Raw genomic sequence first — 22,175 nt, forward strand, 5'->3', positions numbered from 1 at the left:
AGCGACAGCAGTACGCGCCGCCACGAGGGCGGTGCGGATCACAATTACGTACCAAATGGAGATGAGACAGATGCAGGATCAATACATCCTCGCACTCGACCAGGGCACGACGAGCTCGCGCGCGATGCTGTTCGATCGCCAGGGCAACATCGTTTCGACCGCCCAGAAGGAGTTCGAACAAATCTATCCGCGCCCGGGCTGGGTCGAGCACGACCCGCAAGAAATCTGGTCGACGCAGGCCGGCGTCGCCGCCGAGGCGGTCACGCGGGTCGGGCTCAACGGCACCGCGATCGCCGCGATCGGCATCACCAACCAGCGCGAGACCACCATCGTCTGGGACCGCGAGACGGGCCAGCCGATCTACAACGCGATCGTGTGGCAGGACCGCCGCACCGCTGACTTCTGCGACGCGCTGAAGGCCGACGGCCTCGAGGCGATGGTGCGCGCGAAAACAGGCCTGCCGATCGACTCCTACTTCTCGGGCACCAAGATCCGCTGGATCCTCGACAACGTCGAGGGCGCGCGCGAGAAGGCGCGCCAGGGCCGGCTCGCGTTCGGCACGGTCGACAGCTGGCTGGTGTGGAACTTCACGAAGCACGAGCTGCACGTGACCGACGTGACCAACGCGTCGCGCACCATGCTGTTCAACATCCACACGCGTCAATGGGACGACGAGCTGCTCGCCGCGCTCGACATCCCGCGCAGCATGCTGCCCGAGGTGCGTGCCTCGTCCGAGATATACGGCAACACCAAGACCACCGTGTTCGCCTCGAAGCTGCCGCTGGCCGGCATCGCGGGCGACCAGCAGGCGGCCCTGTTCGGCCAGATGTGTACCACCAAGGGAATGGTGAAGAACACCTACGGCACCGGCTGCTTCCTCGTGATGAACACCGGCGACACGCCGATCGAGTCGAGCAACAACCTCGTCACCACCATCGCCTGGCAGGTCGGCAACGAGGTGAACTACGCGCTCGAGGGCAGCATCTTCATCGCCGGCGCGGTGGTGCAATGGCTGCGCGACGGGCTCGGCATCATCAAGTCGGCCGCCGAGATCGAGAAGCTCGCGGCGAGCGTGCCGCACACCGACGGCGTCTATCTGGTGCCGGCCTTCGCCGGGCTCGGCGCGCCGCACTGGAACGCACGCGCGCGCGGCTCGCTGTTCGGCGTCACGCGCGGCACCACCGACGCGCATCTGGCGCGCGCCGCGCTCGACGCGATCGCCTACCAGTCGCTCGACGTGCTGGCGGCGATGGAAGCCGACTCGGGCATCAGCATCGGCGAGCTGCGCGTGGACGGCGGCGCGAGCGCGAACAACCTGCTGATGCAGTTCCAGGCCGACCTGCTCGGCGTGGACGCGGTGCGCCCGCGCATCACCGAGACCACGGCGCTCGGCGCCGCGTATCTCGCCGGCCTCGCGACCGGCTACTGGCAGAACATCGACGAGGTGCGCAGCCAGTGGAAGCTCGACCGGCGCTTCTCGCCGTCGCTGCCGTCAGAGGAAGTCAGCACGGCGCTGGCCGGCTGGCAGCGCGCCGTGCGCGCCGCCAAGGCGTGGGCCGACGACGCGCAGTAAACTGCCGGGCCGCCGCGCGCGACGCGGCGGCCAGCAGCGCAGCCGACAACAACACCACGATTCATAACGAGCAGGCGGACCGTGCAACGCGCGAGTCCGCCGCACTGGTAGAGAGACACCCGAAATGTCACCTTATATTGCGGAGTTCATCGGCACGGCCATCCTCGTGCTGCTCGGCAACGGCGCGGTCGCGAACGTGCTCCTCGCGAAAACGAAAGGCCGCGGCGCGGACCTGATCGTCATCGTGATGGGTTGGGCGATGGCCGTGTTCGTGGCCGTCTACGTCACCGCGAAGTTCAGCGGCGCGCACCTGAATCCGATCGTCACGATCAGCCTGGCGCTCGCCGGCAAGTTCGCGTGGTCGAAGGTCGGCGGCTACATCGCCGCGCAGATGCTGGGGGGAATGGCAGGCGCGCTGCTGGTCTGGCTCGCCTATCGCCAGCATTTCGCCAAGGAGGCCGATCCCGACCTGAAGCTGGCCGTGTTCTGCACCGCGCCCGCGATTCGCAGCGTCGTGCATAACGTGCTGACCGAAGCGATCTGCACCTTCGTGCTGATCCTCGGCGTGCTGTACCTGGCCGCCCCGCAGGTCGGGCTCGGCGCGCTCGACGCGCTGCCCGTCGGGCTGCTGGTGCTCGGCATCGGCATCTCGCTGGGCGGCCCGACCGGCTATGCGATGAGCCCGGCGCGCGATCTGTCGCCGCGCATCATGCATGCGCTGCTGCCGATCCCGGGCAAGCGCGACAGCGACTGGCGCTATGCCTGGGTCCCCGTGCTCGGCCCGCTCGCGGGCGGCGCGGCGGCGGCCTGGCTCTACCTGGCGCTGCACCGGACGCACTGAGCCCGCCGGTTACACGACGCGCGGCGCGGGCCGGCCGGCTCGCGCGCGCCGTTTTTCATGGGTCCTGCCTCGGCTTTCGCGCGGCGCACGCCGGCGCCCGGGCCGCGCCGCGAAAGCACGTATGATGACGATTCGCCCATCTCAGCGATTGTCCGCGCCCTGCCGATTTCCATGCTCGACCATCTGATCTGCGACTGCGACGGCGTGCTCGTCGACAGTGAAGTGATCGCCGACCGCGTGCTGCTCGACGTGCTCGGCGCCACGTTTCCCTCGCTCGATTTCAGCGCCGACGCGGCCGCCGCGTTTGGCCAGAAGGCCTCGCTGTTCCTCGCCTCGGTCGAGGCGCGCCACGGCATCCGCATGCCGGACGGCTTCGTCTCCACCATCGATCGCGCCACCGAGGCCGAACTCGCGCGCTCGCTCGCGCCGATCGCCGGCGTGCGCGACGCGCTGCTGCGCATCCCGCTGCCGGCCGCCGTGGTGTCGAACGCGCGCGGCGAACGCGTGCGCAACTCGCTCGCGCGCGCCGCGCTGACCGACGTGTTCGGCGAGCGCGTGTTCAGCGCCGATCAGGTGGCGCGGCCGAAGCCCTATCCCGACGTCTACCTGCTCGCCGCGCGCACGCTCGGCGTCGAGCCGGCGCGCTGCGTGGTGGTGGAGGACAGCCTGTCGGGGCTGACCGCCGCGCGCGCGGCCGGCATGAAGACGATCGCGTTCGTCGGCGCGAGCCACATTCCCGACGGTTACGAGAGCGTGCTGCGCGCGACCGGCATCACGCGGATCGTGCGCACGATGAGCGAGCTGCCGGCGCTGGTCGAAGCCGGCATGCGCGGCGAGTTCGGTGACGTGCAGTCGTAGCGGGAAGGTGGGTATCGGGCGGCGGCGCGTCCGGAATGGCCGGACGGCGGACCCGCCGCGGCCGGATGGTGGCGGGATCGAAGCGGGAATCGCGACGGGAGGTGGCAGCGCGGCGCCCGGCAACGGCTTCAAACCGCCGCGTCAGGCAAGCAAAGCGCCCCGGCATCGGCCAAGGCAACACGCTTGCAACGGCCTCAGGCCCTCAGGCAACAACTTCAAACAACGGTTTCAGGCTCGGCCGAAAGCCGCGGGCAGCGGCTTCGCGCAACGGCGCACGCCACCGCTCATGGCCAGACGCGCGGCCCGCGACACGCCAATCGGCGTCGCGAACCACCGCACGCCACGCCCCCTGCCTCGCCGGCAGCTCATGCACCGCACCACCAGCCGCCACTTTATTGCGGCAGGTCCCAGCGCGGCGGCACTTCCGCGTTGATCGTCACGCGAAACGCGCGCGCCTCCGAGTCGCCCGGATTGCGCAGCGTGTAGGGCTGGTCGGCGTCGAACACGATCGCGTCGCCGGTGGCGAGCAGCTGGCGGCGGTCGTTGACGGCCAGCTCCAGCGTGCCCTCGCTGACCACCAGGTTGATGGTCGTGCCGGGCGCGCGGCGCACGCCGGTCTCGGTATGCAGCGGCGCCACCCGCAGTTCGTGGAATTCGGCCGTCGCGGGCTCGCCTTCCGGATACAGCGCGCGCGACGAAAACCGGCCGTTCGAGCCGACCACGCGCACCGCGCGCTCGGCCGGCAGATGCTCGAAGCCGAGCACCGCGTGGCGCCGCAGGAACGCGGCCACCGACACCTTGAGCGCCGCGGCGACCTTGCAGAGCACCTTGATCGACGGCACGCTGCGCGCCGACTCGATCTGCGCGAGCATCGCGCGCGACACGCCCGACAGGCGGGCCAGCGCGTCGAGCGAAAGCTGGCGTTCGGCGCGCAGCCGCGCCAGATTCAAGCCGACCAGGCGCTCGAGCGCCTCGAACGATTCAGCCGGCGTGGCGAGCGCCGCGGCGGCGGCCGGGTCGGCCGGCGAGGGGTCGCGCACCAGCGCGAGGGGCGAATGCATGGGTAGCCTCCAGCGCGCCTGGCGCGCAGCGAACTCGATTGGAGGCAAGCCTAGCATCGCGGTTTTCGGCGGCAAACGAAGTTATCTTCACACTGTTATCAGCATCGCGGAGGAATCGTCAGCGCGCCGCGCCTTCATGACCGGCGCCGCCGCCGCGCCCGGGCGCCGCTTCCCGCCCCGGCGATCCGGTTTTCGAAAAGCTATAATGCACGGCTTTCCAGACGGTTCCAGCCGGCCCGGGCGGCCGCCATCCGGCCCCTTTCTCCGGCCCCTGTCGTTTCGCGCCGGCGCGATGGTCCCGCCATGGCCCCCGCCAGCGCGCGCGGCCGGCGGCAAAACCGGGCGCGCGCCGCCCGAACCGTCCCGATTCACCCCGCAACGACGCCCCCAGGTCAACCACTGCGAACGGCGAACCCCAGATGACGAAAAAAGTTTACGTAAAGACCTTCGGCTGCCAGATGAACGAGTACGACTCGGACAAGATGGTGGACGTGCTCAACGCCGCCGAAGGGCTCGAGAAGACCGACAACCCCGAAGATGCCGACGTGATCCTGTTCAACACCTGCTCGGTGCGCGAGAAGGCGCAGGAGAAGGTGTTCTCGGATCTCGGCCGGGTGCGCGAGCTGAAGGAAGCCAAGCCCGGGCTGATCATCGGGGTGGGCGGCTGCGTGGCGAGCCAGGAAGGCGCGGCGATCGTCGCGCGCGCACCCTACGTGGACCTCGTGTTCGGCCCGCAGACGCTGCACCGGCTGCCGAAAATGATCGACGCACGCCGCGCGAGCGGCCGCTCGCAGGTCGACATCACGTTCCCCGAGATCGAGAAGTTCGACCACCTGCCGCCCGCGCGCGTGGAAGGCCCGAGCGCGTTCGTCTCGATCATGGAAGGCTGCAGCAAGTACTGCAGCTACTGCGTGGTGCCCTACACGCGCGGCGACGAGGTCTCGCGCCCGCTCGACGACGTGCTCACCGAGATCGCCGGGCTCGCCGACCAGGGCGTGCGCGAGGTGACGCTGCTGGGCCAGAACGTCAACGCCTACCGCGGCGCGCTCACCGCCGGCTCGACCGAGATCGCCGATTTCGCGACGCTGATCGAATACGTGGCCGACCTGCCCGGCATCGAGCGGATCCGCTACACCACCTCGCATCCGAAGGAATTCACGCAGCGCCTGCTCGACGTCTACGCGCGCGTGCCGAAGCTCGTCAACCACCTGCACCTGCCGGTCCAGCACGGCTCCGACCGCGTGCTGATGGCGATGAAGCGCGGCTACACGGTGCTCGAGTACAAATCGCTGATCCGCAAGCTGCGCGCGATCCGCCCCGAGCTGTCGCTGTCCACCGACATCATCATCGGCTTCCCGGGCGAGACCGAGGCCGACTTCGACAAGACCATGGCACTGGTCCACGAGATGAGCTACGACACCAGCTTCTCGTTCATCTACAGCCCGCGCCCGGGCACGCCGGCCGCCAGCCTGCACGACGACACGCCGCGCGAGGTCAAGCTCAAACGCCTGCAACATCTGCAGGCCACCATCGAGGAGAACGTCGCGCGGATCAGCGCGTCGATGGTCGGCCGGGTCGAGCGAATCCTCGTGGAAGGTCCGTCGCGCAAGGATCCGAACGAACTGGCGGGGCGCACCGAGAACAATCGCGTGGTCAACTTCCCGGCGCCGCTCGCCTCGCACGCGCGGCTGATCGGCCAGATGATCGACGTGCGGATCAACCACGCCTATCCGCATTCGCTGCGCGGCGAACTCGTGCTCGCGCACGACGACGCCAGCACGGCCACCCACTGAGCGCCCAACCGAAGGAAGCCGACGCAACCTTGAAAGCCATCCAAGCCCTGGAATTCACCGCGCCGCGCGACGACAACGCGCGCCTCGCGAACCTCTGCGGTCCGCTCGACGAGAACCTGCGGCAGATCGAGCAGGCACTCGACGTCACGCTGCAGCGGCGCGGCCACCGGATCGCGATCCGCGGCCGGGGCGCGAAGCTCGCGCTGGCCGCGCTGGAAAACTTCTACAACCTCGCCCGCGATCCGCTCTCGCTCGACGACATCCAGCTCGCGCTGGTCGAGACGCGCCAGCTGGGCGGAGGCGGGCGCGGCAACGGCGCGCCGGGCAACGACGAACCGGACGTGCGCTTTCGCGGCAGCCCCGACCACCCGTTCGACGAGCCGGCCGCCGCCGATCCCGACTCGCCCGACGAGGAGCCGGCGCCGAAGCTCTACACGCGCCGCGCCGACCTGCGCGGCCGCACCCCGGCGCAGCGCGAGTACCTGAAGCAGATCCTCTCGCACGACGTGACGTTCGGCATCGGGCCGGCCGGCACCGGCAAGACCTACCTCGCCGTGGCCTGCGCGGTGGACGCGCTCGAACGCGACCAGGTCAAGCGCATCGTGCTGACGCGGCCGGCCGTCGAGGCCGGCGAGCGGCTCGGCTTCCTGCCCGGCGACCTGTCGCAGAAGGTCGATCCGTACCTGCGCCCGCTCTACGACGCGCTCTACGACCTGCTCGGCTTCGACAAGACCGCCAAGATGTTCGAGCGCCAGATGATCGAGATCGCGCCGCTCGCCTACATGCGCGGCCGCACGCTGAACCACGCGTTCATCATCCTCGACGAGGCGCAGAACACCACGCCCGAGCAGATGAAGATGTTCTTGACGCGGATCGGCTTCGGCTCGAAGGCGGTGGTCACCGGCGACACCACCCAGATCGACCTGCCGCGCGGCCACAAGAGCGGGCTCGTCGAGGCCCAGCAGGTGCTCGGCCAGGTGCGCGGCATCGCGCTCACGCGCTTCACGAGCGCCGACGTGGTGCGCCATCCGCTGGTGGCGCGGATCGTCGAGGCCTACGACGAGTTCCACGCGCAGCGCAAGGACGACTGACGGCGACGCGCGCGGCGGCGGCCGTTGCCGTTGCCGCGCTGTTGTTGTCACGGTACGCCGCTTCGCCAACGCGGCGCGACCGTCCGTCACGCGTGGGCCGCGCCGAGCCCCCGCCGTCCGGGCGCGAAGCCGCACCGGCGCGGCACGGCGGCCCGTGCGCCGCATTGCTTCGTATTTCGCAAGCCTTGTCGCGGCACGCCCGCCGGCCCGCCGGACGGGCGAAACAGCCGGCCGTTTGGTGTATGCTCGGGCGATTCCGTTTGTTCCCCCGGCGATGAAATCCTCCCGCTCCCAGAAAGCCCAGAAGCCTGCCCTTACCGGCGCACCGCGCGTGTCGCTGTTCGATGAACGCGGCAAGGTCAAGTCGATCGACGCGCAGGGCCTGCGCATCGATTTCCCCGATGGCCGCGCGCTGATGTTCGACCTGTCCGGCGCCGCCGGCGACGCCTCGGTCGCGATCGTCGCGCAGCACGTCGATCCCGCCCAGCGCGCCACGCTGACGCTGCGCCCCGAGCACTACGACAGCCTCACGCTGTCGGTCGGCGCCGAAGCGGAGCCGCTTGACGCGATCCTGCCCGGCCTCGACGGCGCCGGGGCGGACGCGACCGACGCCATCGACGACGACGCCCCGCTGTCGGCCGGCGAACCCGAACTCGAACTGGTCGTGCAATACGGCGACGAGATCACCGCCGCGCAGCGCAAGACGCTGCCCAAGCGCAAGCTGATCGCCGAATGGCTGTCGACCTCGCTGTCGGCGGACGCGCAGCTCACGGTGCGCTTCGTCGGCGAGAAGGAAGGCCGCGAGCTGAACGGCGGCTACCGCAAGAAGGACTATCCCACCAACGTGCTGACCTTCGCCTACGACTCGGCGCCCGACGGCACCACGATCGGCGATCTCGTGATCTGCTGCCCGGTGGTCGAAAAGGAGGCGGCCGAGCAGGACAAGCCGCTCGTCGCCCATTACGCGCATCTGCTCGTCCATGGCGCGTTGCACGCGCAGGGGTATGATCACGAACGGAGCGAGGAGGACGCGACCGAAATGGAAGCGCTCGAAACCGACATCCTCGCCAAGCTCGGCTTCCCGAACCCGTATCAGTAAGGGGCAGCACGGCCGGCCGGGCATCGTTCGAACCCCTGAACCGGCCGCGAGCCCCCACCGTGAGTACGCCCTTTCCCGCCACCAACGCGTATCCGCCGTCGATCGGCTCCGGCCGACTGCTCTCCGAACACGAACTCGCCACCTCGCTCGACGCGACGCTGGCGGGCTGGGACCGTCAGGCCGACCTCTGGCTGTTCGGCTATGGCTCGCTGATCTGGAATCCCGGCCTGCCGACCGTCGAACAGGTCCACGGGCGCGTCCACGGCTACCACCGCGGCCTCTATCTGTGGTCGCGCGTCAACCGCGGCACCCCCGAGCGGCCGGGACTCGTGCTCGCGCTCGACCGCGGCGGCTCGTGCAGCGGCGTGGCGTTCCGGATCGCCGGGCCGAGCGCGCTGCCGCATCTCGAAACGCTCTGGCAGCGCGAAATGCCGATGGGCTCGTACCGGCCCGCCTGGCTGCCCTGCACGCTCACGACCGGCCAGCGCGTGCGCGCGCTCGCGTTCGTGATGCGCCGCGACGTGCCGACCTACACCGGCAAGCTGTCCGACGAGGTGGTGCGCGCCGTGTTCGACAGCGCGCAGGGCCGCTACGGCACCACGCTCGACTACGTGACGCGCACCGTCGCCGCGCTGCGCGAGAGCGGCATCCCCGACCGCGCGCTGGAAGCGCTGCTCGCGCGCTGCGGCTGAGCCGATCGCCGGGCATCCGCTTTTTGGCCCGTTGGGCGCGGCGCCGATTCCGGGTTAGGATGGGCGCGAGCCGCCGGGCCGGCTGCCGCGTCCGCCATCCGGCCGACACGGCAGCGCCAAGGCCTTGGTGTATCCTTGCCAACTCCGTGACCACGCGTCCGCGGTCCGCCCCGGGCGCACCACCATGAACGATTCGTATCCCAGTCGAAAGTCCACCGACAAACCTCCCGAAAAGCGTTCGCTTCTCGAACGCCTGACCGACTTCATCTCGCCCGAGCCCGAATCCCGCGGCGAGCTGCTCGAAATCCTGCAGGACGCGCACGAGCGCAACCTGATCGACGCCGATTCGCTGTCGATGATCGAGGGCGTGTTCCAGGTCTCCGACCTCTGCGCGCGCGACATCATGGTGCCGCGCGCCCAGATGGACGCGCTCAACATCGCCGACAAGCCCGAGGACTTCATTCCGTTCGTGCTCGACAAGGCCCACTCGCGCTACCCGGTCTACGAAGAAAACCGCGACAACGTGATCGGCGTGCTGCTCGCGAAGGATCTGCTGCGCTTCTACGCGGAAGAAGAGTTCGACGTGCGCGGGATGCTTCGCCCGGCCGTGTTCATCCCCGAATCGAAGCGCCTGAACGTGCTGCTGCACGACTTCCGCGTGAACCGCAACCACCTCGCGATCGTGGTCGACGAATACGGCGGCGTGGCCGGCCTCATCACGATCGAGGACGTGCTGGAACAGATCGTCGGCGACATCGAGGACGAATACGACTTCGACGAGGAAGCCGGCAACATCATCTCGGCGCCGGACGGGCGCTTCCGCGTGCGCGCGCTGACCGAAATCTCGCAGTTCAACGAGGTGTTCGGCACCGATTTCCCCGACGACGAGGTCGACACCATCGGCGGGCTGATCACCCATCATTTCGGCCGCGTGCCGCATCGCGGCGAGAAGCTGCGGATCGGCCGGCTGATCTTCGAGATCCAGCGCGGCGACGCACGCCAGATCCACGTGCTGCTGGTGCGCCGCGACCCGCTCGCCGGCCGCCACGGCGAACCGGCCGACGACTGACCGTCCGGCCGCCCGTCAACGCTCCACCTTCGACCCGCATGGCCGAATCGTTCCCGACCCGCGCGCGACGCGGCGCCACCTTCGCGTCCGGCAGCCGCGCGCTGCCCCGCTGGCACTATCCGGCCGCGCTCCTCGCGGGCGCGGCCAACACGCTGAGCTTCGCCCCCACGCCGCACGGCGGCTGGCTGCAGCTGCTCGTGTTCGTCTGGTTCTACGCGCAGCTCGCGCGCAGCGCGACGCGCGCGCAGGCCACGCTGACCGGCGCCGCGTTCGGCTTCGGCAACTTCCTGTCGGGCATCTGGTGGCTGTTCATCAGCATGCACGTGTACGGCGAGATGGCCACGCCGCTCGCGGCCGGCGCGCTGGTGCTGTTCTGCCTCTATCTCGCGCTTTATCCGGCGCTCTCGTCGCTGGCCTGGGCGCTCGCCTCGGGCAAGCGCGCGGGGCAGGCGTTCGCGCCGTCGTGGCACGGCGCGTTCGCGTTCGCGAGCGCCTGGGCGCTCGGCGAATGGGCGCGCGGCACGGTGTTCACCGGCTTTCCGTGGCTCGCGAGCGGCTATCCGCAGGTGGACGGCCCGTTCGCCGGCTACGCGCCGGTGGCGGGCGTGTACGGCATCGGCTGGGTGCTCGCGCTGTTCGCGGCGCTGGTTGTCAACGCGATCGTGCGGGCGCGCCTCGCGCGCGGCGGCGCGCTCGCGCCGGCCGCGCTGGCCGCCGCGCTCGTCGCGCTCGGCCTGCTGCTGCCGCTGGTGCCGTGGACCCGGCCCGAGAACAAGCCGCTCAACGTGCGCCTGCTGCAGGGCAACGTGAAGCAGGACATCAAGTTCGAGCAGGCCGGCATCGACGCGGCGATCCGCATGTACACGAAGATGATCACCGAGAAGCCGGCCGATCTCGTCGTCACGCCCGAAACGGCGATCGCGGTGATGATCCAGGACGTGCCGGTGCCGTTCGCGAAGGCGGTGCGCAGCTTCGTCGACAAGACCGGCACCTCGGTGCTGTTCGGCGCGGTCGGCGACAAGATCCTGCCCGACGGCAGCATCGTCGACTACACAAACAGCCTGTACGGCGTGACGCCGGGCTCGATGAAGATCTACCACTACGACAAGCACCACCTGGTGCCGTTCGGCGAGTTCATCCCGTGGGGCTTCCGCTGGTTCGTGAACCTGATGAAGATGCCGCTCGGCGACTTCGCGCGCGGCGCGCCGGTGCAGACGCCGTTCCTGGTCCACGACCAGCCGGTGATGGCCGACATCTGCTACGAGGACATCTTCGGCGAGGAGATCGCGGCGACCGTGCGCGACAACGCGCCGTCGCCGGGCGTGCTCGTCAACGTCACGAACCTCGCCTGGTTCGGCGACACCATCGCGCTCGACCAGCACCTGCAGATCGCACGGATGCGTTCGCTGGAAACGGGCCGCCCGATGCTGCGCGCGACCAACACCGGCATGACCGCGGCGATCGACGCGCACGGCCGCGTGATCGGCCGCCTCAAGCCGTTCACGCTCGGCTCGCTCGACGTGACGATCGAGGGCACCCAGGGCATCACGCCGTTCGTCGCCAACGGCAACGCGATCGTGCTGGCCGTGGCCGGCCTGCTGCTCGCGTTCGTGCTGGTGGCCGGGCCGCGGCTGCGCCGGCGCGGCTGAGGCCGCCAGCTCGGGGCCGGGCCGGCGCTTGCGTCGGTGCCGGCCGGTTCATCGCGACTCGTATCCGCCGTATTCGCGTGGCGCTTTTCGCGGGGCACGGCTCGCGCCGCGACCACCGATGGCGCCGATAGCAACGCTTGCGCCTCACGCATCAGTGGCTGGCGCCGACCTTCCCCGCCTCGCCCGGCACCGGCCCGCGCCGACCCGCCTCACCACGCCCCACCCGTCCCCGCCAGCGCGCGCAAATCCCGCGCGACCGCGTCGAGCACCGGCTGCCATTCCATGAAGGCCGGCTGCCGGTACAGCGTCGCGGCCGGATACAGCGGGCTGTCGCGCCGTTCGAGCTGCCAGACCCAGTGCGGATTGACGTCGAGCAGCACCCAGCTCGCCAGACCGAGCGCGCCGCTCAGGTGCGCGATCGAGGTGCAGACGGTGATCACGAGATCGAGCGCGCCGAGATAGGCGGCCGTGTCGTCGAAGCTGCGCCATTCGGCGCTGTGATCGACGATCGGCAGGCCGAGCGCGCGCGCGGCCGCCACCTCGGCCTCGCCGCCCGGCTGCAGCGAGTGGAAGCTCACGCCCGCGATGCCCGCGAACGCGGCCGCGTAACGCTCGATGCCGATGCGCCGGAACGGATTGCGCTGGTGCCCGGCGCTGCCGCTCCAGGCAAGCCCGACGCGCAGCCGCTCGCCGGGCCGCGCCTCGGCCGCGAAGCGCGCGCGCCACGCGTCGCGCGCGGCCGCGTCGGCGCGCAGGTACGGCACGGCCGCGCCGGCCGCCGCGTCGGGCAGGCCGAGCTGCCATGGCACGCTGCCGATCGGCAGGTGATAGTCGGCGGCCGGCAGGCGCTCGACGTCGAGTTCGTCGCCATACAGGTCGACGTGTTCGCCGAGGCTGCGCGAGAGCAGCGCGCCCATCTGCGCAAACGCGTTCCAGACGAGCCGCCCGCCCTCGCGATGCACGCGCCCGGCCAGCAGCGGGATGGTCCGGCACAGCTGCAGCAGGTCGCCCATGCCCTGCTCGCCCCACACCAGGAGCGTCTTGCCCGCGAGCGGCTCGCCGTGCCAGCGCGGCGCCGGCAGGGTCGGGCGCAGCGCGCGCAGCTCGGTCGAGCCCTGCCAGCGCGCCTCGTGGCCGAGCCAGCCGTCGGCGAAGTTGCCGCGTACCAGCTGGATGATGGCGAGATTGAAGCGGAACGTGGCGTCGTCGGGCGAGAGTTCGAGCGCGCGCCGCGCGCAGTGCTCGGCTTCATCCCAGCGCTGCGCTTCCTTGTAGACGCAGCTCGCGTTGTTGCGCGCGAGCGCGTTGTCGGGCACCAGCGCGAGCGCCTGCGCGGCGGCATCGAGCGCGCGCGCGAGGTCGCCGCGCGCGCGATACGAGACGATCAGATTGATCCAGGCCTGCTCGTCGCGCGGGTTCGCCTCGACGGCCTGCTCGAACAGCGCGAGTTCCTCGGCCGGATCGCCCTTCGAGAGACGGATCGCGATCGCGAGGTTGTTGCGCAGCGACGGCCAGTCGGGGGCGAGCGCCAGCGCGCGCCGGTACGGCCCGATCGCCTCGGCGTGGCGGCCGCTCATCTGCAGCGCGTAACCGCAGTTGAACGCGAGCGCGGGCACGTCGGGCTCGATGCGCCACAGGCAGCTCGCGAGCTCGGCCGCGTCCGCGTGGCGCTGGCGTTCGATCAGACTCGCGGTCAGCCGCGCGAGCGCCGCGTAGTCGAGCGAGTGCAGCCGCGAGGCCGCGTCGAGCCAGGTCGCGCGCGCCTGCTCGCGGCCCGCCGCGCCGGCGGCGGCGGCCTCGCGCAGGAAGTCGAGGAACGGCGGGTAGAGCGGGAAATGCGGGTCGACGGGCGGTGTGAACATGAGCGTCATCGGTCCATGATCGGCGCGGACGGCCAGTCCATGCATCTTACCGCGCGGCGGTGGGGCTCCGGCGAGGCGGCAAGGGCCGGCCACGACCGCGAATACCGGGCGGGCCACGCGGCCCACCGGAGGCGAAGGCACGCAGCGGTCTCGCCATCGCCATCGCCATCGCCATCCGCCATCCGCCATCCGCTTGCCGCTTGCCGCTTGCCGCTTGCCGCTTGCCGCTTGCCGCTTGCCGCTTGCCGCTTGCCGCTTGCCGCCCACGGTCTGCCGCTTCGCACCCGCAATTCAAGCCGCATTCACACCGCCATTCGCGGTCCGCGCACCCTTCATTCACGACACGATCCACGTCCTCATCGACGCCGCGAACACCCGCGGCAACGCCCGCGTGCGGGCTCCCCGACAGTCCGTCCCGGCCATCACGGCCGCAGCGTCGCGCCGATCCGGTAAAATTACGCGCTTTACGCCCATCCAAGCCGCGCGCCGGACTGGCGCCCCGGCCCGAGCCCGCTCGCGCCGGCTTCGCCACCGGAACGCAAAGCGCCTACGAAGGCCCCTCATGCTCACGTTTCAGCAAATCATCCTGACGCTCCAGTCCTACTGGGACAAACAGGGTTGCGCCCTGCTCCAGCCGATCGACATGGAAGTCGGCGCCGGCACCTCGCACGTCCACACGTTCCTGCGCGCGATCGGCCCCGAGCCGTGGCGCGCGGCCTACGTGCAGCCCTCGCGCCGCCCGAAGGACGGCCGCTACGGCGAGAACCCGAACCGCCTGCAGCACTACTACCAGTACCAGGTGGTGATGAAGCCGGCGCCGGAGAACATCCTCGACCTGTATCTCGGCTCGCTCGAGGCGCTCGGCTTCGACCTGAAGCAGAACGACGTGCGCTTCGTCGAGGACGACTGGGAAAACCCGACGCTGGGCGCCTGGGGCCTCGGCTGGGAAGTCTGGTTGAACGGCATGGAGGTGACGCAGTTCACCTACTTCCAGCAGGTGGGGGGCCTCGACTGCAAGCCCGTGCTCGGCGAGATCACCTACGGCATCGAGCGGCTCGCGATGTACCTGCAGAAGGTCGAGAACATCTACGACCTGGTCTGGACGGAGTGGGAGGAACTCGGCCCGAACGGCCTGGAGATGCGGCGCCTGACCTATCGCGACGTCTATCACCAGAACGAGGTCGAGCAGTCGACCTACAACTTCGAGCACGCCAACGTCGACCTGCTGTTCACGTTCTTCAACAGCTACGAATCGGAAGCGAAGCGCATGATCGAGGCGAAGCTCGCGCTGCCCGCCTACGAACTCGTGCTGAAGGCCGGCCACACGTTCAACCTGCTCGACGCGCGCGGCGCGATCTCGGTGACCGAGCGCGCGGCCTACATCGGCCGGATCCGCGCGCTGTCGCGGCTGGTCGCGCAGAGCTACTACGAATCGCGCGAGGCGCTCGGCTTCCCGATGATCGGCAACCCGGTACGCGGCGTGCCGGGCCTCACGACCGACGCGCAGGACGCGGCGCAGCCCGGCTGGGTGCCGCCGCTGAAGGCCGAACGCAAGATCGATCAGGACTGACGAGATTCCCCCCATCATGACGCACATCCAATCCGCTCCGCTGCTGGTCGAACTGCTGACCGAGGAACTGCCGCCGAAGGCGCTCGCGCGCCTCGGCGACGCGTTCGCCGAGGGCATCGCCCAGCGCCTCGCCGCGCGCGACCTGACCGACGGCGCGCCCGTCTTCGAACGCTACGCCACGCCGCGCCGGCTCGCCGTGGTGATCACCAACGTGCGCGCCGTCGCGCCGGACCGCCAGGTCCGCGAGAAGGTGCTGCCGGTGTCGGTCGCGCTCGACGCGGCCGGCCAGCCCACCGCGCCGCTCGCCAAGAAGCTCGCCGCGCTCGGCCACCCGAACCTGACCGTCGCCGATCTCGAACGCGCGCAGGACGGCAAGGCCGAGGCGTTCTTCGTCAACTACCCGGCACCGGGCGCGACGCTCGCCGACGGCCTGCAGGCCGCGCTCGACGAGACGCTCGCGAAGCTGCCGATCCCGAAGGTGATGACCTACCAGCGCCCGGACGGCACCGACGTGCAGTTCGTGCGCCCCGTGAAGCGCCTGACCGTGCTGCACGACACGCGCGTGGTGCCGGTGTCGGCGTTCGGCATCGATGCCGGCGACACCACGCTCGGCCACCGCTTCCTGTCCGACGGGCTGGTCGCGATCGGCTCGGCGAGCGCCTATGCCGACACGCTGCGCGAGAAGGGCCGCGTGATCGCGCACTTCGTCGACCGCAAGGAATCGATCCGCACCGCGCTCGCCGAGCGCGCCGGCGGCGACGCCGTGGTGATGCCCGAGTCGCTGCTCGACGAAGTCAACGCGCTGGTGGAATGGCCGGTGGTCTACGCCTGCAAGTTCGAGGACGAGTTCCTGCAGGTGCCGCAGGAATGCCTGATCCTGACGATGCAGACCAACCAGAAGTATTTCGCGCTGACCGACGCGGCCGGCAGGCTGCGCTCGCGCTTCCTGATCGTCTCGAACATCGAGACGGCCACCCCGGCCGAGATCATCGACGGCAACGAGCGCGTGGTGCGCCCGCGCCTGGCCGACGCGAAGTTCTTCTTCGAGACCGACAAGAAGACCCCGCTCGCCGACCGCGTGCCGCGCCTCGCCAACGTCGTCTATCACAACAAGCTCGGCTCGCAGCTCGCGCGCGTCGAGCGGATCGAATCGCTGGCCGCGCAGATCGCGCCGTCCGTCGGCGCCGACGCCGCGCTCGCGCAGCGCGCCGCGCGGCTCGCGAAGGCCGACCTGCTGACCGACATGGTCGGCGAGTTCCCGGAACTGCAGGGCACCATGGGCACTTACTACGCGCGCCACGACGGCGAGGCGGACGAAGTGGCCGTGGCCTGCACCGAGCACTACCAGCCGCGCTTCTCGGGCGACACGCTGCCGGCCGCGCCGGTCAGCACCGCCGTGGCGCTGGCCGACAAGCTCGAGACGATCGTCGGCATCTGGGGCATCGGCCTCGCGCCGACCGGCGAGAAGGATCCGTTCGCGCTGCGCCGACACGCGCTCGGCGTGCTGCGCCTGCTGGTCGAGAAGCAGCTGCCGCTCGACGTTCGCGGCCTGCTGCGCGCCACCTACGCGAGCTTCGCCGGCATCGCCGGGGTGGCCGAATCGACCGACGCGATCTACGCGTTCTTCCTCGACCGGCTGCGCGGCCTGCTGCGCGAACGTGGCTACGCGACGGGCGAGATCGACGCGGTGCTGGGCCTCGAGCCGACCCGCATCGACGACCTGATCGCGCGCCTCGACGCGGTGCGCGAGTTCACGCGCCTGGCCGAGGCCGAGGCGCTCGCGGCCGCCAACAAGCGGATCTCGAACATCCTCAAGAAGTCGGAAGGCGGCGTGCCGGGCGCAGTCGACGCGGCGCTGCTGGTCGAAGCGGCCGAACAGGCGCTCGCCGCCGAGCTCGCGCAGGTCGCCCCGCGCGTGCAGGCGCAGCTGGCCGCGCGCGACTACACGGGCGCGCTGTCGGCGCTCGCCGCGCTGCGCGCGCCGGTCGACACGTTCTTCAACGACGTGATGGTGAACGCCGAGGATCCGGCGCTGCGCGCCAACCGTCTCGCCCTGCTCGGTGCGCTGCACCAGCAGATGAACTGCGTGGCGGACATCTCGAAGCTCGCCGCCTGAGCGCCCCAACCGCAGTCCAACCCGCCGCCTCGGGCGGCCCACCGCCAGCCAGCGCCAGGAGAGCACGCCATGCCGACGAGTGCCAACCGCAAGCTCGTCGTCCTCGACCGGGACGGCGTCATCAACGTCGATTCGGATGCGTTCATCAAGACGCCCGACGAATGGATCGCGCTGCCCGGCGCCCTCGAGGCGATCGGGCGGCTCAACCACGCGGGCTACCGCGTGGTGGTGGCGACCAACCAGTCGGGCATCGGACGCGGGCTGTTCGACACGGCCGCGCTCAACGCGATGCACCTGAAGATGCACAAGGCCGCCGCGGCGGTGGGCGCGCGCATCGACGCGGTGTTCTTCTGCCCGCACACGGCCGGCGACAACTGCGAGTGCCGCAAGCCGAAGCCCGGCATGATGGCGATGATCGCCGAACGCTTCGAGATCGAGCCGGACGAGACGCCGATGGTCGGCGACTCGCTGCGCGACCTGCAGGCGGGTGCCGCGGTCGGCTTCCGGCCGCACCTGGTGCTGACCGGCAAGGGCCGCAAGACGCTGGCGGCCGGCAACCTGCCCGACGGCACGCGCGTCCACGACGACCTGCGCGCTTTCGCGCTGGATTTTCTGTCCCGGGAACACGCCTGAGCCGGCGCCCGCCGCCTCTCGCCGCCGTGTTCCACCGCTTCCGAGCCCCTAGCCGATGCGCCTCCTCCGTTCGCTGCTGCTGCTGATCTTCTTCGTGCTGTACACGGTGCCCTACGCCACCGCGTGCTTCATCGCGTTCCCGTTCCTGCGTCCCGACGCGCGCTACTGGATGGCGGCCGGCTGGTGCCGCTCCACGCTCGCGGTGGTGCGCTGGCTGAACGGCATCCGCTACCGCATCGAGGGCTTCGAGAACCTGCCCGACGGCCCGGCCGTGCTGCTCTCGAAGCACCAGTCGGCGTGGGAGACGCTCGCGTTTCCGGCACTGATGCCGCGCCCGCTCTGCTACGTGTTCAAGCGCGAGTTGCTCTACGTGCCGTTCTTCGGCTGGACGCTCGGGCTGCTGCACATGGTCAACATCAACCGCCGGGAAGGCAAGAACGCGTTCGACTCGGTGATCCGCCAGGGCAAGAAGCGCCTCGCCGAGGGCGCCTGGGTGATCATGTTCCCGGAAGGCACGCGCACCCCCACCGGCAGCCAGGGCAAGTACAAGACGGGCGGCGTGCGCTTCGCGCTGGGCACCGGCGCGCCGGTGGTGCCGATCGCCCATAATGCGGGGCGCGTGTGGCCGCGCAATTCGTTCATCAAGTATCCGGGTATAGTCACGGTGTCGATCGGCAAGCCGATCGATTCGCGCGGCCTCACCCCGGAGGAGCTGAACACGCGCGTCGAGCAGTGGATCGAAACGGAAATGCGCCGCATCGATCCCGACGCCTATCGTGACGAACGCGGCGACAGCCGCTGACGCGACGAACGCCGCCGCGCCGGCGGCGCCGCGGGCGATGCCCGGCCGGAGCCTGCCGCACGATTCTGATTCAAGGTTTCATTCATATTGCGCACCGCCAAACGAAGCGAACTGATGCCCAAGCGTCCCAGGCCACGGCCCGCCGTCGTCGCACTCGATCACCACCAGCTCGATCTGCCGCTGTTCGACGGCCCGCTGCCGCCTGCGCCGTCCGCCTCGCCGTCGCCCGAGCGCGACCGTTCGCTGCGCTCGCTGACGCTCGACGGCCGTGTCCTCGAATACCGGCTCAAGCGCTCGGCGCGCCGCACCATCGGCTTCGCGATCGACGGCAGCGGGCTCACGATCACCGCGCCGCGCTGGGTCACGCTCGCCGACATCGAGGCCGCGATCGCCGAAAAGCGCCGCTGGATCTTCGTGAAGCTGGCCGAATGGCAGACCCGCATCGAGCAGCGCGCGCTGCCGCAGATCGACTGGAAGGACGGCGCGCGCATCCCGTTCCTCGGCAAGCCGGTCGAGATCGCGCTCGCGTCGGCCGACGGCTCGCTCGCCTACGAGGCCGAGCGCTCGGTGCTGGCACTCGGCCTGCCCGCGCATGCCGAGCCGCAGCAGATCAAGGACCGCGTGCAGGGCTGGCTGCAGGGCGAGGCCCGACGCATCTTCGGCGAGCGGCTCGCGGTGTACGCGCAGAAGCTCGGCGTCAGCTACAGCGCCTATGCGCTGTCGTCGGCCTCGACGCGCTGGGGCAGTTGCTCCAGCGACGGCAAGATCCGCCTGAACTGGCGGCTCGTGCATTTCCCGGTCTCGATCATCGACTACGTGGTCGCGCACGAACTCTCGCACCTGCGCGAGATGAACCACAGCCCGGCGTTCTGGCAGACGGTCGAATCGATCTTCCCGGAATTCCGCGAGGCGCGGCACACGCTCAAGCACCATCCGCCCGAACTGCTGCCGGCGCTCTAAGCGCGGCGGGCGGCCCGCCCCAATGAAAACGGCGCCCCACGCGAGGCGCCGTTTTTTCATGCATCCGGCTCAGTGCGACTTGCGCTGGATGAATTCGATCTTGTAGCCGTCGGGATCCTCGACGAACGCGATCACGGTCGTGCCGTGCTTCATCGGGCCGGCCTCGCGCGTGACCTTGCCGCCTTGCGCCTTGATCCGGTCGCAGGCCGCGTAGGCATCGTCGACCTCGATCGCGAGATGGCCGAAGCCGGTGCCGAGCTCGTACGAGGAGGTATCCCAGTTGTGGGTCAGCTCGATCACGGTGCCGGTCGATTCCGCTTCGTAACCGACGAACGCGAGCGTGAATTTGCCTTCCGGATAGTCGTTGCGGCGCAGCAGCTTCATGCCGAGCAGCTCGGTGTAGAACTGGATCGAGCGGTCGAGGTCGCCGACGCGCAGCATCGTGTGCAGCATTCGCATGGTTGGGTACTCCGTGGGGAACAATCTGGGGAACGGCCGAATTTACCAGACGCGGCCGATTTTCGCCGGGTGGAAAGCGAACACGGCGGCGCGCGAAGGCCGGCGCGCGGCGCACGCGGCGCACGCGGCGGCATGCCGGCCGCCGGAACCGCGCCGCCCGGATCGGAGCCGGATCAACTGCCGGCGGCAGGCCGCGTCGCGGCGACCGTGCGCGCCAGCGTCACGTACTCGGCCACGCCGACATCCTCGGCGCGGCGCGCCAGATCGAAGCCGAGCGCCTCGAAGTCCACCGTGTCACGATACGCGCCGAGCGTGTTGCGCAGCATCTTGCGGCGCTGCGAGAACGCCGCCGCGACCACCTCGCCGAGCACGCCGACGTCCACCTCGAGCAGCTCGTGCGGCGCGTAGGGAATCATCCGCACGATCGCCGAATCGACCTTCGGCGGCGGCTGGAACGACTCGGGCGGCACGTCGATCAGCTTGTCCATCACGTAGCGGTACTGCAGCATCACCGACAGCCGGCTGAACGCCTTGCTGCCCGGCTCGGCCACCATCCGCTCGACCACCTCGTTCTGCAGCATGAAGTGCTGGTCCACCACCCGCTCGGCGAACGTCATCAGGTGGAACAGCAGCGGGCTCGAGATGTTGTAGGGCAGGTTGCCGATGATGCGCAGCGACGGCTTCTCGCCCGGCAGCGCGAGCGCGCTGAAATCGAATGCGAGCGCGTCGCCGGCATGCAGCTCCAGCAGGTCGCCGAAGCGCTGCTTGAGGCGGCCGATCAGGTCGCGGTCGAGCTCGACCGCGTGCAGCGGCGCCTCGGGCGTGGCGAGCCGCTCGATCACGGGGCCGGTCAGCGCGCCGAGGCCCGGGCCGATCTCGACCATGCGCTCGCCGCGCTCGGGGCGAATCGTCGAGACGATCGAATCGATCACGCCGGTGTCGACGAGAAAGTTCTGCCCGAAGCGCTTGCGCGCGAAGTGTCCCTGGTGCTGTCTGCTGTTCGACATCGAAAGAATGAAACGAAAGTGGAGCGGGCCGGCGCGTCAGGCGCCGCGGCGGTGGCGCGCCATCGCGACCGCGGTATCGAGCGCGGCGATCAGGCTGCCCGGATCGGCACGGCCGGTGCCGGCCAGGTCGAGCGCGGTGCCGTGATCGACCGAGGTGCGCACGATCGGCAGGCCGAGCGTGACGTTGATGCCCTCGCCGAACGTCGCGAACTTGAGCACCGGCAGGCCCTGGTCATGGAACATCGCGAGCACGCAGTCGGCGTGTTCGAGGTAGCGCGGCTGGAACAGCGTGTCGGCCGGATACGGCCCGCGCGCGTCGATGCCGCGCGCCTTGGCCGCGGCCAGCGCCGGCGCGATCACGTCGATCTCCTCGCGGCCGAGATAGCCGTTCTCGCCCGCGTGCGGGTTCAGGCCGGTGACGAGGATGTGTGGCGCGGCAAGGCCGAAATGGCGGCGCAGGTCGGCGTCGATGATGACGAGCGTCTCGACCAGCGAGTCGATCGTCAGCGCGGCCGACACGTCCTTGAGCGGCAGGTGCGTGGTGGCCAGCGCGACGCGCAGCGGCCGCTCGCCGGTGCCGGCCAGCATCATCACGACGCGCGACGTGCCGGTGCGTTCGGCCAGGTATTCGGTGTGGCCGGTGAACGGCACGCCGGCATCGTTGATCGTGCTCTTCTGCAGCGGCGCCGTGACGATCGCGTCGTAACGGCCCGCCACCGCGCCGTCGATCGCCGCGTCGAGCAGGCCCAGCACGTAGCGGCCGTTGGCCGCGTCGAGCTGCCCGGCCCGCGCCGGCACGGCGAGCGGGCGATGCGCCAGCTCCACGCGGTTACCGACGCCGAGCGCGGCCGGATCGATGCCGACCGCCTGCGCGCGCTCGGCGAACAGCGCCGCGTCGCAAAGCACCTCGAAGCGCGCGTCGGGCCAGCGCACCGGCGCCTCGGCAAGCGCGCGCGCGCTCAGCTCGGGGCCGACCCCGGCCGGCTCGCCGGTGGTGATCGCGATGCGCAGCGTCGGGGCGGTGGGCATGGCGGGCTCGC

19 protein-coding genes are annotated in these 22,175 nt (G+C 70.2%); 14 read left to right on the forward strand and 5 right to left on the reverse strand.

The features are described from left to right. Nucleotides 1-70 precede the first annotated feature (70 nt). The 3 genes from glpK to bpln_RS15700 all read left to right on the forward strand — a co-directional run bounded on the left by glpK (nt 71) and on the right by bpln_RS15700 (nt 3,272). Nucleotides 71-1,573, forward strand: coding sequence for a glycerol kinase GlpK (glpK, locus tag bpln_RS15690; RefSeq protein ID WP_042626755.1), 1,503 nt, complete (start codon nt 71-73; stop codon nt 1,571-1,573). 124 nt (nt 1,574-1,697) lie between these two features. Then, nucleotides 1,698-2,414: an MIP/aquaporin family protein gene (locus tag bpln_RS15695; RefSeq protein ID WP_042625960.1), complete on the forward strand. Its 717-nt coding sequence runs from the start codon at nt 1,698-1,700 to the stop codon at nt 2,412-2,414. A gap of 171 nt (nt 2,415-2,585) precedes the next feature. After that, entirely contained in the window at nt 2,586-3,272 is a 687-nt protein-coding gene (locus bpln_RS15700) for an HAD family hydrolase (protein ID WP_055139238.1), read from the forward strand. 392 nt (nt 3,273-3,664) lie between these two features. On the opposite strand, the gene bpln_RS15705 is transcribed toward bpln_RS15700, so the two are convergent. Further along, nucleotides 3,665-4,333: a helix-turn-helix domain-containing protein gene (locus bpln_RS15705; protein ID WP_055139239.1), complete on the reverse strand. Its 669-nt coding sequence runs from the start codon at nt 4,331-4,333 to the stop codon at nt 3,665-3,667. A gap of 419 nt (nt 4,334-4,752) precedes the next feature. Here bpln_RS15705 and miaB point away from each other — a divergent pair, with 419 nt between their 5' ends. From miaB to lnt, 6 genes are all read left to right on the forward strand, one after another. Further along, on the forward strand, nt 4,753-6,126 hold the full coding sequence (miaB, locus tag bpln_RS15710) for a tRNA (N6-isopentenyl adenosine(37)-C2)-methylthiotransferase MiaB (protein WP_042625963.1): 1,374 nt from the start codon (nt 4,753-4,755) through the stop codon (nt 6,124-6,126). Between the two features lie 29 nt (nt 6,127-6,155). Next, on the forward strand, nt 6,156-7,217 hold the full coding sequence (locus bpln_RS15715; RefSeq protein WP_042625964.1) for a PhoH family protein: 1,062 nt from the start codon (nt 6,156-6,158) through the stop codon (nt 7,215-7,217). Nucleotides 7,218-7,491: 274 nt separating this feature from the next. After that, complete coding sequence (gene ybeY / locus bpln_RS15720) at nt 7,492-8,316, forward strand: rRNA maturation RNase YbeY (RefSeq protein ID WP_055139240.1); 825 nt, start codon at nt 7,492-7,494, stop codon at nt 8,314-8,316. 59 nt (nt 8,317-8,375) lie between these two features. Continuing rightward, a complete protein-coding gene (locus tag bpln_RS15725) occupies nt 8,376-9,008 on the forward strand; it encodes a gamma-glutamylcyclotransferase (protein WP_055139241.1) in 633 nt (210 codons plus the stop codon). Between the two features lie 184 nt (nt 9,009-9,192). Further along, nucleotides 9,193-10,077 (forward strand): HlyC/CorC family transporter, encoded by an 885-nt coding sequence (locus bpln_RS15730; RefSeq protein ID WP_042625967.1) that lies wholly within the window; start codon nt 9,193-9,195, stop codon nt 10,075-10,077. Between the two features lie 38 nt (nt 10,078-10,115). After that, nucleotides 10,116-11,726, forward strand: a complete 1,611-nt coding sequence (lnt, locus tag bpln_RS15735; RefSeq protein WP_042625968.1) for an apolipoprotein N-acyltransferase — start codon at nt 10,116-10,118, stop codon at nt 11,724-11,726. Nucleotides 11,727-11,935: 209 nt separating this feature from the next. Here lnt and bpln_RS15740 read toward each other — a convergent pair whose 3' ends face one another. Next, on the reverse strand, nt 11,936-13,588 hold the full coding sequence (locus bpln_RS15740; protein ID WP_055139557.1) for a tetratricopeptide repeat protein: 1,653 nt from the start codon (nt 13,586-13,588) through the stop codon (nt 11,936-11,938). 562 nt (nt 13,589-14,150) lie between these two features. On the opposite strand from bpln_RS15740, the gene glyQ reads away from it, so the two are divergent. The 5 genes from glyQ (at nt 14,151) to bpln_RS15765 (ending at nt 19,669) form a co-directional block, all read left to right on the forward strand. Further along, nucleotides 14,151-15,158, forward strand: a complete 1,008-nt coding sequence (gene glyQ / locus bpln_RS15745; protein ID WP_082465302.1) for a glycine--tRNA ligase subunit alpha — start codon at nt 14,151-14,153, stop codon at nt 15,156-15,158. A gap of 16 nt (nt 15,159-15,174) precedes the next feature. Beyond that, nucleotides 15,175-17,274, forward strand: coding sequence for a glycine--tRNA ligase subunit beta (gene glyS / locus bpln_RS15750; RefSeq protein ID WP_042625969.1), 2,100 nt, complete (start codon nt 15,175-15,177; stop codon nt 17,272-17,274). A gap of 69 nt (nt 17,275-17,343) precedes the next feature. Beyond that, nucleotides 17,344-17,907: a D-glycero-beta-D-manno-heptose 1,7-bisphosphate 7-phosphatase gene (gmhB, locus tag bpln_RS15755; RefSeq protein ID WP_042625970.1), complete on the forward strand. Its 564-nt coding sequence runs from the start codon at nt 17,344-17,346 to the stop codon at nt 17,905-17,907. Nucleotides 17,908-17,962: 55 nt separating this feature from the next. Continuing rightward, nucleotides 17,963-18,709, forward strand: a complete 747-nt coding sequence (locus tag bpln_RS15760; RefSeq protein WP_042625971.1) for a lysophospholipid acyltransferase family protein — start codon at nt 17,963-17,965, stop codon at nt 18,707-18,709. A 114-nt stretch (nt 18,710-18,823) separates the two neighbouring features. Then, nucleotides 18,824-19,669, forward strand: coding sequence for a M48 family metallopeptidase (locus bpln_RS15765; RefSeq protein WP_042626758.1), 846 nt, complete (start codon nt 18,824-18,826; stop codon nt 19,667-19,669). A gap of 69 nt (nt 19,670-19,738) precedes the next feature. Here the strand turns inward: bpln_RS15765 and gloA are convergent, their stop codons facing one another. From gloA to pdxA, 3 genes are all read right to left on the reverse strand, one after another. Then, complete coding sequence (gloA, locus tag bpln_RS15770; protein ID WP_042625972.1) at nt 19,739-20,128, reverse strand: lactoylglutathione lyase; 390 nt, start codon at nt 20,126-20,128, stop codon at nt 19,739-19,741. A 173-nt stretch (nt 20,129-20,301) separates the two neighbouring features. Further along, nucleotides 20,302-21,135 carry a 16S rRNA (adenine(1518)-N(6)/adenine(1519)-N(6))-dimethyltransferase RsmA gene (rsmA, locus tag bpln_RS15775; protein ID WP_055139242.1) on the reverse strand — a complete coding sequence of 278 codons (834 nt, stop codon included), beginning with the start codon at nt 21,133-21,135 and terminating at the stop codon, nt 20,302-20,304. Nucleotides 21,136-21,171: 36 nt separating this feature from the next. Then, complete coding sequence (gene pdxA / locus bpln_RS15780; protein WP_055139243.1) at nt 21,172-22,164, reverse strand: 4-hydroxythreonine-4-phosphate dehydrogenase PdxA; 993 nt, start codon at nt 22,162-22,164, stop codon at nt 21,172-21,174. Nucleotides 22,165-22,175 lie beyond the last annotated feature (11 nt).

It is taken from the genome of Burkholderia plantarii (genome assembly GCF_001411805.1).
GTDB classification, from domain to species: Bacteria; Pseudomonadota; Gammaproteobacteria; order Burkholderiales; family Burkholderiaceae; genus Burkholderia; species Burkholderia plantarii.